10 protein-coding genes are annotated in these 14,960 nt (G+C 66.9%); 9 read left to right on the top strand and 1 reads right to left on the bottom strand.

What is annotated here, in order from left to right; translation table 11 throughout:
- Window positions 1-8 precede the first annotated feature (8 nt).
- On the top strand, window positions 9-1,235 hold the full coding sequence (locus AB4Y73_RS15680; protein WP_441872816.1) for an FAD-dependent oxidoreductase: 1,227 nt from the start codon (window positions 9-11) through the stop codon (window positions 1,233-1,235).
- Here the strand turns inward: AB4Y73_RS15680 and AB4Y73_RS15675 are convergent, their stop codons facing one another.
- The gene (locus tag AB4Y73_RS15675) at window positions 1,236-3,875 is read right to left on the bottom strand and encodes a trehalase-like domain-containing protein (protein WP_441872814.1); all 2,640 of its coding nucleotides are present in this window, start codon (window positions 3,873-3,875) and stop codon (window positions 1,236-1,238) included. It lies immediately after the preceding gene.
- Window positions 3,876-4,113: 238 nt separating this feature from the next.
- On the opposite strand from AB4Y73_RS15675, the gene AB4Y73_RS15670 reads away from it, so the two are divergent.
- The 8 genes from AB4Y73_RS15670 (at window position 4,114) to AB4Y73_RS15635 (ending at window position 14,958) form a co-directional block, all read left to right on the top strand.
- Window positions 4,114-5,442, top strand: coding sequence for an ABC transporter substrate-binding protein (locus AB4Y73_RS15670; RefSeq protein WP_441872813.1), 1,329 nt, complete (start codon window positions 4,114-4,116; stop codon window positions 5,440-5,442).
- 45 nt (window positions 5,443-5,487) lie between these two features.
- Window positions 5,488-6,441 (top strand): carbohydrate ABC transporter permease, encoded by a 954-nt coding sequence (locus AB4Y73_RS15665; RefSeq protein ID WP_441872811.1) that lies wholly within the window; start codon window positions 5,488-5,490, stop codon window positions 6,439-6,441.
- Entirely contained in the window at window positions 6,438-7,385 is a 948-nt protein-coding gene (locus AB4Y73_RS15660) for a carbohydrate ABC transporter permease (RefSeq protein WP_441872810.1), read from the top strand. The genes AB4Y73_RS15665 and AB4Y73_RS15660 overlap by 4 nt, the downstream gene beginning before the upstream one ends.
- Window positions 7,386-7,387: 2 nt before the next feature.
- Window positions 7,388-9,493, top strand: a complete 2,106-nt coding sequence (locus tag AB4Y73_RS15655) for a beta-galactosidase (RefSeq protein ID WP_441872809.1) — start codon at window positions 7,388-7,390, stop codon at window positions 9,491-9,493.
- Between the two features lie 9 nt (window positions 9,494-9,502).
- A complete protein-coding gene (locus tag AB4Y73_RS15650) occupies window positions 9,503-10,300 on the top strand; it encodes a DeoR/GlpR family DNA-binding transcription regulator (protein ID WP_441872808.1) in 798 nt (265 codons plus the stop codon).
- Between the two features lie 103 nt (window positions 10,301-10,403).
- Window positions 10,404-12,632, top strand: a complete 2,229-nt coding sequence (locus AB4Y73_RS15645; RefSeq protein WP_441872890.1) for an alpha-galactosidase — start codon at window positions 10,404-10,406, stop codon at window positions 12,630-12,632.
- Between the two features lies 1 nt (window position 12,633).
- A complete protein-coding gene (gene galT, locus AB4Y73_RS15640; protein WP_441872807.1) occupies window positions 12,634-13,767 on the top strand; it encodes a galactose-1-phosphate uridylyltransferase in 1,134 nt (377 codons plus the stop codon).
- A 192-nt stretch (window positions 13,768-13,959) separates the two neighbouring features.
- Window positions 13,960-14,958: a DUF808 domain-containing protein gene (locus AB4Y73_RS15635; protein ID WP_441872806.1), complete on the top strand. Its 999-nt coding sequence runs from the start codon at window positions 13,960-13,962 to the stop codon at window positions 14,956-14,958.
- Window positions 14,959-14,960 lie beyond the last annotated feature (2 nt).

Raw genomic sequence — 14,960 nt, 5'->3', positions numbered from 1 at the left:
GGAGCCACGTGGGAACACTACTCGACACCGTTGTGATCGGCGGCGGAGCAATGGGCTCCGCCGCCGCCTGGGCGTTGGCGCGCCGCGGCCGGCAGGTCACCCTGCTGGAGCAGTTCGGACCGGGCCACCACAACGGTGCTTCGCACGGCAGCACCAGGAACCTGAACCCGGGCTACTACCGGCCGGAGTACGTGGCCATGCTGGCCGAGGCGCTGGCCCTCTGGGATGAGCTGGAGCAGGACAGCGGCGAGCGGCTGCTCACCCGGACGGGGATCGTCAACCATGGTCCTGATCCGCGGCTTCCCCTGGTTCAGGCCGCACTCACCGAGGCGGGGATCCGGGCTGAGCCGCTCCGCCCGGAGGAGGCCGCCGAGCGGTGGCGGGGCATCCGTTTCGACCAGCAGGTGCTCTACATGCCCGACGGCGGTCAGCTGAACCCGGAGGCTGCGCTCCCTGCCTTCCAGCGGCTCGCCGCTGCCCGCGGCGCCGAGATCCGGCATCACACCAGGGTGGTGGACTTGGAAATCATGGACGACGGCGTCCGGCTCACCTTGGAAAACGCCGACGGCGGGACCGGCGGGAGCGGGACCGGCGGGAGCGGGACTGGCGGGAGCGCGGGCGGCGAACCCCGCGCTGCCGGCACCACCGAGGTGGTCACCGCGGGGCAGGCAGTGGTGACCGCCGGCGCCTGGACGGCGAAACTGCTGGCCCGGGCGGCCGGCAGCGGGAAGCTCCGCATCCCCCGGTTGAGGGTCACGCAAGAACAACCGGCGCATTTCCGCGTTTCCGACGACGGCGCTGTGTGGCCCGGCTTCAACCACACTCCCGGACCCGGGCCGGACTACAAGGACTGGTATTCACCCGTTTACGGGATGCAGACGCCGGGCGAAGGCATCAAGGCCGGCTGGCACGGCGTGGGCCCGGTGGTGGACCCGGACAGGCGTTCCTTCCTCCCGGAACCGGTCCAGCTCGCGGCGCTGCAGGACTATGCCCGGGCCTGGCTTCCCGGCGTCGACGCTGATTCCTTCGAGGCCATCAGCTGCACGTACACCACCACACCGGACGAAGACTTCGTCCTTGACCGGATCGGCCCCATAGTTATCGGTGCGGGCTTCTCCGGCCACGGCTTCAAGTTCACCCCGGTGGTGGGGCGGATCCTCGCGGATCTGGCCACCGGTACCCGGCCCGCTCCGCAGATCTTCTCCGCGTCGCGCCACGCGCCGGCGTCCCGCTAGCTACCGCGTCCTGACTTCAGGCCTGTGCCGGTCCAGGAGCCTGGCGCAGCGAATGAAGCCCAGGTGTGAGTACGCCTGCGGGTGGTTCCCCAGATGCGTTTCCGTGCTGGGGTCGTATTCCTCGGGAAGCAGTCCGGTGGGGCCGAAAAGGTTCACCAGTTGGTCGAACAAATCCCAGGCCTCTTCGATCCTGCCTACCGCAACGTACGCCTCAATGAGCCAGGTGGTGCAGATGTGGAAGCCGCCCTCCAAACCCGGCAGGCCGTCGTCGTACCTGTACCGGAACACGGTGGGCCCCACCCGGAGTTCGCGTTCCACGGCCGTGACCGTGGCCAGGAAGCGCCGGTCGGTGACATCCAACAGGCCGGACAACCCGACGTGCAGGACGGCCGCGTCCAGGTCGGGGCTGTCGTAGGCAACGGTGTAGGAGCGCGCCGAATCATCCCAGCCCTCCCGCAGCACCTCCTCGCGGATGGCCTGTGCCGTTGGTTCCCACGCGGGCTCCGGGGTCCTGCCGTGCCGGGCGGCGGTCCGGAGTGCCCGGTCCAGCGTGACCCAGCACATCACCTTGCTGTACACGTGGTGCCGGGGCGGACGCCGGGCTTCCCAGATGCCGTGGTCCGCCTCATGCCAACGGGCCAGCACGGCGGAGGCCATCTTCACCATCAGGTCCCAGTGGCCGTCCGCCAGGGAGCCGTTCCGCTCGCTCAGCGCGGCGATAAGTTCGGCCACGGGCCCAAAGACATCCAGCTGCACCTGGTGGTCGGCGGCATTTCCGATCCGGACCGGACGGGAGCCGGCGTATCCGGGCAGGGTGTCGATGATGGCTTCCGTGGACAGCTGTGCCCCCGTGACCGAATACAGCGGATGCAGCCATTCCGGGCCCGGGGCATGCTCCAGGATCCGCCCCAGCCACGCCAAAAACCCTACAGCCTCGGCAGTGGAGCCCAGGTCCACCAGTGCATTCACCGTCATGGAACCGTCCCGCAGCCAGCAGTACCGGTAGTCCCAGTTCCTTGTCCCGCCAATCCCCTCGGGCAGCGATGTGGTGGGGGCAGCCAGCACGGCTCCGGTTGGCTCATGAACCAAGGCGCGCAACACCAGGGCAGAGCGGCGGACCAGTGACGGTTTCACGGCCGGCAGCTCCAGATCCTGGACCCAGCGGCGTGAATGCAGGGCCACACCGGCACGCCGGTCCACCTCGCCGTCCGGGTCCGCGGGGCCAGGTTCAGTGTCCCCGCAGCGCAAATTCAGGACCACCGGGCCGTCCTGCAGGTTCACCGTGCCCGTCGCCGTAGCGTGCCGGCCGTCGGACGTGATCACGAACTTGGTGCCCGGCGCCGAGAGGACGATGGGATCCGCCGTGCCCACGATATGCAGCTCGTCACCGCGGGCCTCCATGCTGAACGGGGCGTTGGCATAGTCCGGGCGGGGTGCAAAAACGATCCTCGCTGCGCCGGTGCCGGAGAGCACCCGGACCAGGCTGGTGATCCCTTCAGGGGCCGGTTCCAGGTAGTCCGTGACGGTCACGTCGGCCCACCGGGTTTCCACAATCATGGTGCTGTCCACGTACCGCTGGCCCAGCACTTGAGATGCTTTGACCGGCTCCACGGAGAAGTGCCCGGCCGCATCGCCGCCGAGAATGTGGGCAAACAGCGAACCTGAGTCGGGCAGCGGGTGGCTCATCCAGCAAAGTTTGGCGTCCGGGGTGAGCAGGGCGGTGGAGGACCCATTACCGATCATCGTGTGCCGTTCGAGCCCCACAGCATCTTCGCCGAACAGCCACGCGCGCCGGAGCTCAAACAGGATGGCCAGGACCCGGGCAAACGATTCCGGGTCCCGGAGCCGCTGTTCGGCGCGCGTATCCCCCGGCCCGACGTGCAGCCCCAGGTCCGGGCCACGGAGCGTGGCGATGGCCAGCTCATCGCTGTACGCATCGCCGGCGTAGAGTGCGGCGCTGGCACCAAGCCGGGACCGGAGGCTTTCCAGGGCATCGGCCTTGGACGGTTCCACCACCGAGAGGTCCAGTACCGAACCATCCACAATAAAGAACAGGCCGTGGTCCCTGGCGATTTCCCGCGCCGTTTCCGTCACGGACTCCACAACATCCGGCGCCGCCGGACGGGTGTGCACGGAGACGGCCACGGGCTTGCGCTCAATCCAGATGCCTTCCTGGAAGCCCACCGCCTCGGAGAGTGCGGTGCTGACTTTCTGGAGGGTCACTTCGGTGGCCAGTGGCTGCACGTGGGCGAACTGCATGTCGGCTTCGGCGCCGTGCGAGCCGATCAGATGGACTTCCGCCGGCAGGCGGGAGACGGCGGCGAGATCGCGCAGCGACCGTCCGGAAATGACGGCGGCGTGGGTGTTGGGCAGGGCCGCCAGGGCGCGCAGTGCGATCGCGGCACTGCCCAGGGGCAGCGTTTCGGTGGAGATTCCTTCGGCGGCGCACAGGGTGCCGCCGTAGTTGCAGGCCACCAACAGCCCGGGGACGCGGGCCAGGACTTTGAGTTCCGCCAGCAGCGTGGGCGTGAACCCGTCATCTACGGCGTCCGACTGGACGAATGCCTGCAGCAGGCCCAGTGGGAGTGACCTGGTCAGGAGCGCGGAATCCGCCACGCTCTTGTTGAGCGGAGTAGGCATTTGCATAACCCTTCGAGCAGAAAACGGCCCGGTACTCCTGCCGCTCCCCCTAATTCTCCGGGGCGGCGGTTTCCCCCAAATGTCCCCATCGTTGCGGCCGTGTAAATCCGCAACCGCGGCCGCAGGCCCCACTTTCCACAATGTGCGTCTTTGCCCCTTGACGTTCTTTATTGTGCGTTTATGATAGATATCACTGTGAAATGCTTCACACCACCCGCACTGTTTCAAAGGAGAAATCATGACCATGCACGAAGACGCATTGCGCCGGGCTTCCAGCGAGGGCGGGTGGGACAGGCGGACGCTGCTTAAGACGTTTGGTGCGGGCGCCTTTGCCATTGCAAGCGCTCCCCTGCTGGCGGCGTGCACCGGCGGCAGCGGCCCCGCAGGCGGTGCCGGCAGCGCGGGCAGCAAGACAGTCTCTTTCGGGTCGGGTTCATCGGATGAAGTACCCAAGAACGCCTACAAGGCCGTCACGGATGCCTTCACGAAGAAGTCCGGCATCACGGTGAACACCAACGTGGTGCCCCACAACGACTTCCAGAACAAGATCAACACCTACCTCCAAGGCAGCCCGGATGACACCTTCACGTGGTTCGCCGGCTATCGCATGCAGTACTACGCCGGCAAGGGCCTCCTCGCCCCGATTGACGACGTGTGGGAAAAAATCGGCGGCAACTACTCCGACGCCATGAAGAAGGCGTCCACCGGTGCCGACGGCAAAATGTACTTTGTCCCGAACTACAACTATCCCTGGGGTTTCTTCTACCGGAAGAGCCTCTGGGCCGAGAAGGGCTACGAGGTTCCCACCACCTTCGACGCGCTGACCGCTCTGGCCAAGAAAATGCAGGCCGACGGCCTCATCCCGATCGAGTTCGCCGACAAGGACGGCTGGCCGGCAATGGGCACCTTTGACTACCTGAACATGCGCCTGAACGGGTACCAGTTCCACATGGACCTCACTGCGCACAAGGAATCCTGGGACCAAAAGAAGGTCAGCGATGTCTTCGACACCTGGAAGGCGCTCCTGCCCTTCCAGAACCCGAATGCCCTCGGCATGACCTGGCAAGACTCTGCGAAGAACCTCGGCGACAAGAAGTCCGGGATGTACCTGCTCGGGTCCTTCCTCACCCAGCAGTACACGGACAAGGCTGTCGCCGACGACATCGATTTCTTCCCGTTCCCGGAACTCGCAATGGAAGGCCGGGACGCCGTCGAGGCGCCTATCGACGGTTTGCTGCTGTCAAAGAAGGGCGGCGAGAACCAGTCCGCAAGGGACTTCCTGGCGTACCTCGGCACCCCCGAAGGCCAGGACGTGTATGCCTCCGTGGACAGCTCAAACATTGCCGCCGCCAAGGGGGCAGATACGTCCAAGTTCTCGCCCCTGAGCAAGAAGATGGCGGACGTCATCGCCAACGCCAAGAGCATCAGCCAGTTCTTCGACCGGGACGCCCTGCCGGCCATGGCGAACAACGTCATGATCCCGGCGCTGCAGTCGTTCATCAAGGACGGCAACGTTGATGTCAAGAACCTGGAAGCCCAGGCCAAGTCGCTCTACGCCGCCCAATAGCGGACACTCAGGCCACCACGATCCGGCACTAAGGAATATCTTCCCGTGAGTACACTTTCCAAAACGAGCCCCGGCGGGGCGCGGCGCACAGCCGCCCCCCGCACGGGGCGGGTCCGGCGGCTCTCCCGCCGCGATAAGTGGGTCCTGAGTTTCATGGTGGGCCTGCCCACCCTGATCCAACTGGTCCTGGTCTGGATCCCGACGCTGCTATCGGCGGCGCTGTCCTTTACCCGGTGGAATGGCCTGAGTCTGGACGACATCAAGCCTGCAGGGCTCAGCAACTACGAGTTCATCGCCCAGAACTACCCTCCGTTCTGGCCGGCCGTGCAACACAACGTGCTCTGGCTGGTTTTCCTCGCCGTTATCGCGACACCCCTGGGGCTCCTGCTCGCCATCTTGTTGGACCAGAACATCCGGGGCACCAAGATCTATCAGAGCATTTTCTTCACTCCCGTGATGCTTTCCCTGGCACTGATCGGCGTCATCTGGCAGCTCTTCTACAACCGCGACAGCGGGCTCCTGAACTTCCTGCTGGGCACGGCGGGAACGCCGCAGGCGGTGGACTGGTTCGGCGATTCCGGCGTCAACATCTGGGCCGCGCTCATCGCCGCGACATGGCGGCACGCAGGCTACGTCATGATCCTTTACCTGGCCGGGCTCAAGGGCGTGGACCCCACGCTTCGCGAGGCCGCGCAGATCGACGGCGCCAACGCGGTGCAGACCTTCTTCCGGGTGATCTTTCCGGCCATGCGCCCGGTCAACGTCATCATCATTGTGATCACCGTGATCGAGTCCCTCCGGGCCTTCGACATCGTCTACGTGATCAACCGCGGCACCAACGGCCTGGAACTCATCAGCGCCCTGGTCATCCAAAACCTGGTCGGCGAGGGTCAGGTGATCGGCGTCGGGTCCGCCTTGGCTGTCATCCTCCTTGTCATTTCGCTGGTACCCATCACGTTCTACCTGTCCCGGGCCTTCGGAAAGGACAAAGAGGCATGAGCATCGCACAGCCCACGGATGCCCCCGCTGCGGGCAGTTCGCCCACCGGGCGGAGCGCCGGCATCAGGTCCGGCCAGCCGGCCAACACCAAGCGCGGCAAGCCCCACTACGGCATCCACGTATTCCTCATAGTGCTCGCCGTTATGTGGCTCATCCCCCTGGTCTGGACCATCTTCACCGCGCTGCGGCCCAAGGCAGACACGGACAAGTACGGCTATTTCAGCTTCGGAGGGTCTTTCAACTTCGACAACTTCAGCCAGGCGTGGACCCAGGGCGGTTTCGCCCAATACGCCTGGAACTCCGCCCTGATCACCGTCCCGTCCGTCATCCTGGTGCTGTTCTTTGCGTCGATGATGGCGTTCGCCGTGAGCCGGGTGAACTGGAAGTTCAACGTCACGCTCCTGATCATGTTCACCGCCGGCAACCTCCTGCCGCCACAGGTCCTGGCCGCTCCCCTGTTCGAAATGTTCAAGCTGCTGCAGCTGCCGTACAGCATCAGCGATTCCGGGAGCCTGCTCAACACGTACATCAGTGTGATCGCCGTGGACACGGCCTTCCAGATCGGCTTCGTGACCTTCGTCCTCTCCAACTACATGAAGGCGCTTTCCCCTGAGCTCACAGAGGCCGCACTGGTGGACGGGGCCGGGATCTGGCGCCAGTACTGGAGCATTATTCTGCCGCTGTGCCGGCCGGCCCTGGCCGCCATGGGCACCCTCGAGGTCATCTTCATCTACAACGACTTCTTCTGGCCGCTGCTCTTCCTGCAGAGCGGCGACCGCCTCCCGCTGACCACGGCCGTCAACAACCTCCAGGGCCAGTTCCTTTCCAACTACAACCTCATCGCCGCCGGCGCCATGATCACAGCGATCCCGGCCCTGGTGATCTACCTCCTGCTCCAGCGACACTTCGTAGCCGGTTTGACGCTCGGCTCCAGCAAAGGATAAACGTGGACAACAGCAACAACGCTTCCATGGACTACATCACCGCCCACCTCGGCGCCGAAGGGTCCCCGATGCTCGCCTTCGGCGGCGACTACAACCCCGAGCAGTGGCCCGAGGAGACGTGGGAAGAAGACGTCCGGCTGATGCGCGAGGCCGGCGTCAACCTGGTCAGCGTGGGCATCTTCAGCTGGTCACTCCTGGAACCATCCGAGGGCGTCTACGAGTTCGGCTGGCTGGACCGGATCCTTGACCTGCTCCATGCCAACGGTGTGAGGGTTGACCTGGCGAACGCTACCGCCTCGCCGCCGCCGTGGTTCAGCCACAAGTACCCTGAGTCGCTGCCGGTAACGGCCGACGGCGTGAGGCACAGTTACGGTTCCCGGCAGGCCTTCGCTGCCTCAAGCGCCGACTACCGCCGGGCAGCCGCGGCGCTCACCGAGCAGATCGCCGCGCGCTACAAGGACCATCCCGCCGTCGTCATGTGGCACGTCCACAACGAGTATGGCTGCCACAACCAGCCGGACTTCTCCGACGGCGCCGCCGCCGGCTTCCGGCGCTGGCTCGAACGCCGCTACGGGAGCCTCGAGGCCCTCAATGCCGCCTGGGGCACCGCGTTCTGGTCCCAGCGTTACTCGGACTGGGAGGAAATCCTTCCCCCGCGCACGTCCGGGACCTGGGTCAACCCGACCCAGCAGCTGGACTTCGCCCGCTACTCCTCTGACGAGTTGCTCGAATGCTACAAGGCCGAAGCGGCCATCATCCGCTCGCACTCCGGGCACCCGGTCACCACCAACTTCATGGGCTTCAACATGGGCCTGCACCAGCCGGTGGACTACTGGCGCTGGTCCGAGGAGATGGATGTTGTCTCCAACGACCACTACCTCATTGCCGAGGACCTGCGGAACTTCCAGGAGCTGGCGGCCACCGCGGACCTCACCCGCGGCTGGGCCAAGGGCAAGCCGTGGCTGCTCATGGAGCATTCGACGTCGGCCGTGAACTGGCAGCCCCGCAACATCGCCAAAGCTCCCGGCGAGATGCTGCGCAATTCCCTGCAGCACGTGGCCCGCGGGGCGGACGGGGCACTGTTCTTTCAGTGGCGGGCCTCGCGCGCCGGCGCCGAGAAGTTCCACTCCGGGCTGCTGCCCCATGCAGGCACTGAGACCAAGGTGTGGCGTGAAGTGGTGCAACTTGGCCAGGCGCTGCGCAGCTTGGCCGAAATCAGCGGCTCGGTGGTCACCGGGGCTTCCGGCCGCGTGGACGTCGCCATCCTGCACGACACCGATGCCCGCTGGGCTTCCGAGCTGGACTCGCACCCGAGCGTGGATGCCTCGAACATTGCCGAGACCCGGCGCTGGCACGATGCGTTCTACCGCGCCGGCATCCCCACGGACTTCGCCCGGAGCACCGACGACCTCTCCGGCTACCGGTTGGTCATTGCCCCCATGCAGTACCTGCTCACCGATGCGGGCGTGGCAAACCTGGAGGGATACGTGCGCACCGGCGGCCACCTTGTGGTGTCGTACTTCTCCGGAATTGTCGACGAAAATGACCACATCAGGCTCGGCAGCTACCCCGGTGCCTTCAGCGGACTCCTCGGCGTGCAGATGGAAGAGTTCTTTCCGCTGCGCGCAGGTGAAAGTGTCCGGCTCAGCGGCTTCGGTGCCGGCAGCTGCTGGAACGAACTGGGCAGGGCCACCACCGCCGAGGTCCTAGCGACCGTGGCCGAGGGACCGGCTGCAGGTTCTCCAGCCGTGACCCGCAACAGCGCCGGAAGGGGCCGCTCCTACTACGTGGCCACCACGCTCGCGCCGGAGGGCCTGGGCGAACTGCTCAGCAGCGTTTGTGCCGACGCAGGAGTGCAGCCGCTCGTTCCGGACCTGCCGGAGGACGTCGAAGTTGCCCGGCGCAGCAAGGACGGAACCGACTGGACGTTCTGCATCAACCACGGATCCCGCGAGGTGCGGCTACCGCTGGAAGGCGTCGACCTCATTACCGGCGCGGACCTCAACGGTGGGCTCGGGCTCGCGGCCGGTGCAGTCGCCGTCGTCCGTTCGCCTGCCGCCCAGCTGGTCGGCACGTCGGCAAACCAGTCAACCCACTCCAGCCTGTAGGGACTCCACATGCTCGCCGCAGCCCGCCACTCAGCCATCCTCGCAGAGGTCCAGCGTGAGCGGATCGTCCGTGTGGCGGACCTGGCCAAGATGCTGGGTGTCTCCCTGATGACGGTGCGGCGGGACATCGACGCCCTCGATACGGCAGGCGCCGTGGAGAAAATCCACGGCGGGGCCAAACTGCCGGGCGGAGCCAGCACGCACGAGCCCGGTTTTGAGCTGAAGGTGACCCAGCTCAAGGACGAAAAGATGGCTATTGCGCAGGAGGCTGCCGCCCAGGTGCGCGAGGGAATGGCGGTGGGGCTCAGCGCGGGCACCACCACCTGGGCGCTGGCCCAGCTGTTGTCCGCCGGGCCGCGGATCACGGTGGTCACCAACTCGGTGCGGATTGCCAACGTTTTCCACCAGAGTTCGTCGCCGTCCACCGTGATCCTGACCGGCGGCGAGCGCACTCCCTCCGACGCGCTGGTGGGTCCCTTGGCCACGTCCTCCCTCAAGCAGTTGCACCTGGACGTGCTGTTCCTCGGCGTCCACGGCGTGGACGCCGACGCCGGATTTACCACGCCGAACGTGCTTGAGGCCGAAACCGACCGGGCGTTCGTGGCGGCGGCGCGGCGGGTGGTGGTCCTGGCCGACCACACGAAGTGGGGCACGCTGGGCATCAGCACGATCGCCGCCCTCGAGGACGCCGATGAACTCATCAGCGACGACCTGCTGGGCGGCGAAGCCCGGCGCATCCTGGGCGAACGCGTGGGCCGGCTACGGCTTGCCGCGCTCGGCGCCCCGGCCGGCGCCACATCCGGTTGACCGCTGGCACCCACCACCCCACCCTGACCCCACAACGCCTGGAGCTGCAGTGAACAACCCGGACCTGAACCTTGCCCCGGAACCCGTTACCGAGGGAACCGGCCTGCCCCCGGCATCGCTGTACTTGCGGCACTCGGGGACGGCGCTGCTGATTGATTTCAGCACCGGCGAGCCGGCCTTGGTGCACTTCGGCGCCGACCTCGGCCCGGACCTGCCGGACCTTTCGCTGCTGCGTGACCCGGTGCCACATTCCGCACTGGACACCCCGGTGACCCTGGGCCTGATCCCGCAGGCGTCCTCCGGCTGGCGTGGCCGTCCCGGACTCCGCGGCCACCGAAACGGCGGGGCGTTCTCCGCCAGGCTCCGGCTGGTAGCCGTTGCCGAGGGCGGCCCCGGTACCGCCGTCATCACCCAGGCCGATCCCGACGCCGGCATCACGGTCCGGACCGAGGTCCGGATCAACGACGGCGGCCTGCTCCAGCTCCGCCACTCCCTGACGAACGATGGGCCGGACACCTACTTCGTCGAGGAACTGGCGGCGGTGCTGCCGGTGGGCCGGGCCGCCACGGAAATTCTTGACCTGACCGGGCGATGGTGCCGGGAGTCCCACCCCCAGCGCCTTCCGCTGCACCAGGGCACCTGGGTCCGGTCCGGCCGGCACGGCCGGACCGGCCATGATGCCTCACTCCTGCTGGCCGCCGGCACGGCCGGGTTCGGGTTCCGCCACGGGCAGGTGTGGGCTGTCCACCTGGGCTGGAGCGGCAACCACGAGAGTTTCGTCGATACTGCCGGCGACGGCCGAACTGTCATGGGCGCGGCGGAATTGCTCGGGTCGGCGGAAATCAGCCTGGCACCTCAGGCCCGCTATGAGACCCCGTGGTTGTTTGCCGCCTACTCCGACGCCGGCCTGGACGGCATCACGCAAGCTTTCTACGCCTGGTTCCGCGGCCGGCCGCACCACCCGGGTGCGGCGTCCGGCAAGCCCCGCCCGGTGGTTCTCAACGTCTGGGAGGCCGTCTATTTCGACCACCGGCTGCCGGCCCTGCTGGAGCTTGCCCAGTCCGCCGCCAGTCTGGGCGTTGAACGCTACGTGCTCGACGACGGCTGGTTCCGAGGCCGGCGCAACGATACCGCGGGCCTTGGCGACTGGTATGTCGATGAGCAGCTCTGGCCCGACGGCCTCACCCCGCTGATCGACGCGGTGACCGGCCACGGGATGGAGTTCGGCCTGTGGGTGGAACCGGAGATGATCAACGAGGACTCGGACCTCGCCCGGGCGCACCCGGACTGGATCGCCGGGCCCGCCGCACCCCGCTCAGACGGCGCGGTCGGCACAGCGGGCTCAGACGGCGCGGGCAGCTTGGACGGCCGCCTGCCGGAACGGTGGCGGCACCAGCAGGTCCTGGACCTGGTCAACCCCGACGCTTGGCAGTACATCTTCGACCGGCTCGATGCCCTGCTCCGCGAGAACCGGATCAGCTACCTCAAATGGGATCAAAACCGGGACCTGACCGAGATGGGCCACGCCGGCCGGCCTTCGGTCCATGCCCAGACCCGGGCTGTCTACCGGCTCCTGGACGAACTGCGCAGAGCACACCCCGGCGTCGAAATTGAAAGCTGCTCATCGGGGGGCGCCCGCGTGGATCTCGGCATCCTGGAACGCACGGACCGGGTCTGGGGGTCGGACTGCAACGATGCCCTGGAACGGCAGACTATCCAGCGCTGGACCGGAATGGTGGTGCCGCCGGAACTCGTCGGATCACACATCGGGCCCACCACGAGCCACACCACGGCGCGGACCCACGATCTCTCGTTCCGGGCGATCACTGCGATGTTTGGCCACTTCGGCCTTGAATGGGACCTCCGGCAACTCACCCCCGCTGAGCGTGAAGAGCTCGGGCGGGCGATCGCGCTGTACAAGGAATACCGGGCCCTGCTGCACAGCGGCCACATGGTGCGCGCCGACGAGCCCGATCCCGCCCTGCGGCTGCAGGGTGTCGTGGCACACGATGGCAGCGAAGCCCTCTACGCGCTGGTGTCCGTGGCAACGTCATTCGCCGAAGTCCCCGGGCGGGTCTGCCTTCCGGCGCTGGACCCCGAAGCCCGTTACCAGGTGGAGGCCGTCTACCCGGCGGCCAGCGACAAACACGCTTTTATGCAGACCATCGCACCGGAGTGGCTCAGCACCGGCGTCGAGGCCACCGGCCGTTTCCTGGCAGCGTCCGGCCTCCCCATGCCTGTCCTCAACCCCGAGCACGGCGTGCTCCTGGCCGTCCGCCGGGTACATGAAGCCGCTACCAGCCCGCTCGGCCGCCCCGTAAGGAACTCCTAGCATGGACCAGATCACCAAGCGTGCCTACAAGCTCTCCGACGGACGGGACCTCATCTACTTCGACGACGCGGACACGGCGCTCCCGCCGGACCGCGGACCGGACCTCCGCGAACCGTCCGTCCGGCCGCCCACCGCCACCATGCGCCAGGATGTCCTGACCGGCGAATGGATCTCGATCGCGGCCGCCCGGCAGAACCGGGTGGTCCTCCCGCCCTCCCATCTGGACCCGTTGGCCCCGGCATCTCCGGACAACCCCTCCGAGATCCCCAGCCTCTATGACGTGGCCGTTTTCGAAAACAAGTCACCGTCCTTCGGCCCCGGGCTGGCCGGCCCGGAAGCGCCGGAAGGCACCGAAGCGCCGGAAGGCCTCGAAGACCTGGCCAGGACCGGCCTGGGACGCAGCCGGCAATCAGTGGGCCGCTGCGAAGTGGTGTGCTTCTCCCCCGAACACACCGGATCCCTCGCCGGAGTATCGCTGTCCCGAATGCGGACAGTCGTGGAGGCCTGGGCCGACCGGACGGCGGCACTGTCCGCGCTGCCCGGCGTCGAGCAGGTCTTTCCCTTTGAGAACCGCGGCGAGGCGATCGGCGTGACGCTGCACCACCCGCACGGCCAGATCTACGCCTACCCGTACATCACCCCGCGCACCGCCCAACTGATCCGCACGATCGGGAACTACGGCGGCACCCTGTTCGAGGACGTCCTCAGCTTCGAGCAGAAATCCGAGCGGGTGCTGCTCCGCGGCGAGCACTGGACGGCGTTCGTCCCGTTCGCCGCGCGCTGGCCGCTGGAAGTGCACATCCTTCCCCACCGGCAAGTCCCGGACCTGGCGGCGACGACCGATGCGGAACGCGACGAGTTCTCCCGGCTGTACGGCCGGCTCCTGCGCGGTGTTGACGCCCTCTACTCGACGCCGACCCCCTACATCTCCGCGTGGCACCAGGCCCCCGTCAACACCCACCGGGAAGACGTCCGGCTGATGCTGCAACTGACATCTCCCCGGCGGGAAGAGAACAAGCTCAAGTACCTGGCCGGATCCGAAGCGGCGATGGGGGCGTTCATCGCCGACATCCCGCCCGAGACCGCCGCGGTCCGGCTACGGGACGCGATCGACAGGGCTGCGGCAGTGGCCTAGCCGCGCTTATGTTGCGGTCGGGTAAAGCGCGACGGCGGACCCGCCCTGGTGCCTGAGGTCCCCGGAGCCCGGTCTTAGAGGGCATTTTTCGGCAAGCTGCCCGCGCCCATATACTCCGAGCATGCATTCCACGCGACTCGAGCGAGCAATCAACGCCCAGCCATCCGATCTTGAGCCGCGCGGGGGCGAGCTGTGAGCGGCGGTCTCGTAGCCCTGCTGGACGACGTCGCTGCCCTGGCCCGCATAGCGGCCGCCTCCGTGGACGACGTCGCCGCCGGAGCCGCCAAGGCGGGGGCCAAAGCCGCCGGCGTGGTGATTGATGACGCCGCCGTTACCCCGCAGTACGTGTCCGGGGCGGATCCCTCCCGCGAACTGCCGATGATCAAACGGATCTTCTGGGGTTCGCTCCGGAACAAGCTGTTGTTCATCCTGCCGGCACTGTTGCTCGTCAGCGCCTTCGTCCCGTGGGCCATTCCGTTCATCCTCATGCTGGGCGGCACCTACCTGTGCTACGAGGGTGCCGAGAAGGTCTGGCACAAGCTGAGCGGCCACCACGAGGCCGACGAAGACGCACCGGCGGTCGAACGGGGCCCGGACGCCGAGGCCAAGGTCGTCAAGGGTGCCATCACCACTGACTTCATCCTGTCCTGCGAGATCATGGTCATTTCCATGAACGAGGTGGCCACCGAGTCCATCTGGGTCCGGGCGTTCATCCTGGTCATCGTGGCCCTGGTGATCACCGTGCTCGTGTACGGGGCTGTCGCACTTATCGTCAAGATGGACGACGTCGGCCTGCACCTGACCACCAAGGACTCCGAGCGCTCCCAGCGGTTCGGCGAGTTGCTCGTCAAGGGGATGCCCGCCGTGCTGGCCGCGATCACCCTGATCGGGACCGTCGCCATGTTGTGGGTGGGTGGCCACATCATGCTGCAGGGGGCCTACGATCTCGGCTGGCACGCCCCGTATGACCTGGTCCATGCCCTCGAGCACCCTTTCGCAGGCATCGCGGTGGTGGGCGGCTTCCTGGCCTGGCTCGTCAACACCCTGTGCTCGGCCGTTCTGGGCGTCGCCTGGGGCCTCGCCGTGATGGCGGTCGTGGGTCCGCTGCTCAAAGCACTGCCGTTCGGCAAAAAGACGGGCGGCCATGACGAGGAAAACCTCCACGCCGACACCGCCCGCCGGGAGGAATAGCC

This window comes from Pseudarthrobacter sp. TAF60_1 (genome assembly GCF_052113505.1).
GTDB lineage: Bacteria > Actinomycetota > Actinomycetes > Actinomycetales > Micrococcaceae > Arthrobacter.
Note: the sequence above shows the minus strand (reverse complement) of the source record. Positions and strands in the feature narration are given on the sequence as shown.

What these genes read in the sequence shown, in the direction of transcription:
- AB4Y73_RS15675 (WP_441872814.1), bottom strand. Translation starts at nt 3,875, where the DNA reads ATGCCTACTCCGCTCAACAAGAGCGTGGCGGATTCCGCGCTCCTGACC.
- AB4Y73_RS15670 (WP_441872813.1), top strand. Translation starts at nt 4,114, where the DNA reads ATGACCATGCACGAAGACGCATTGCGCCGGGCTTCCAGCGAGGGCGGG.
- AB4Y73_RS15660 (WP_441872810.1), top strand. Translation starts at nt 6,438, where the DNA reads ATGAGCATCGCACAGCCCACGGATGCCCCCGCTGCGGGCAGTTCGCCC.
- AB4Y73_RS15650 (WP_441872808.1), top strand. Translation starts at nt 9,503, where the DNA reads ATGCTCGCCGCAGCCCGCCACTCAGCCATCCTCGCAGAGGTCCAGCGT.
- galT (WP_441872807.1), top strand. Translation starts at nt 12,634, where the DNA reads ATGGACCAGATCACCAAGCGTGCCTACAAGCTCTCCGACGGACGGGAC.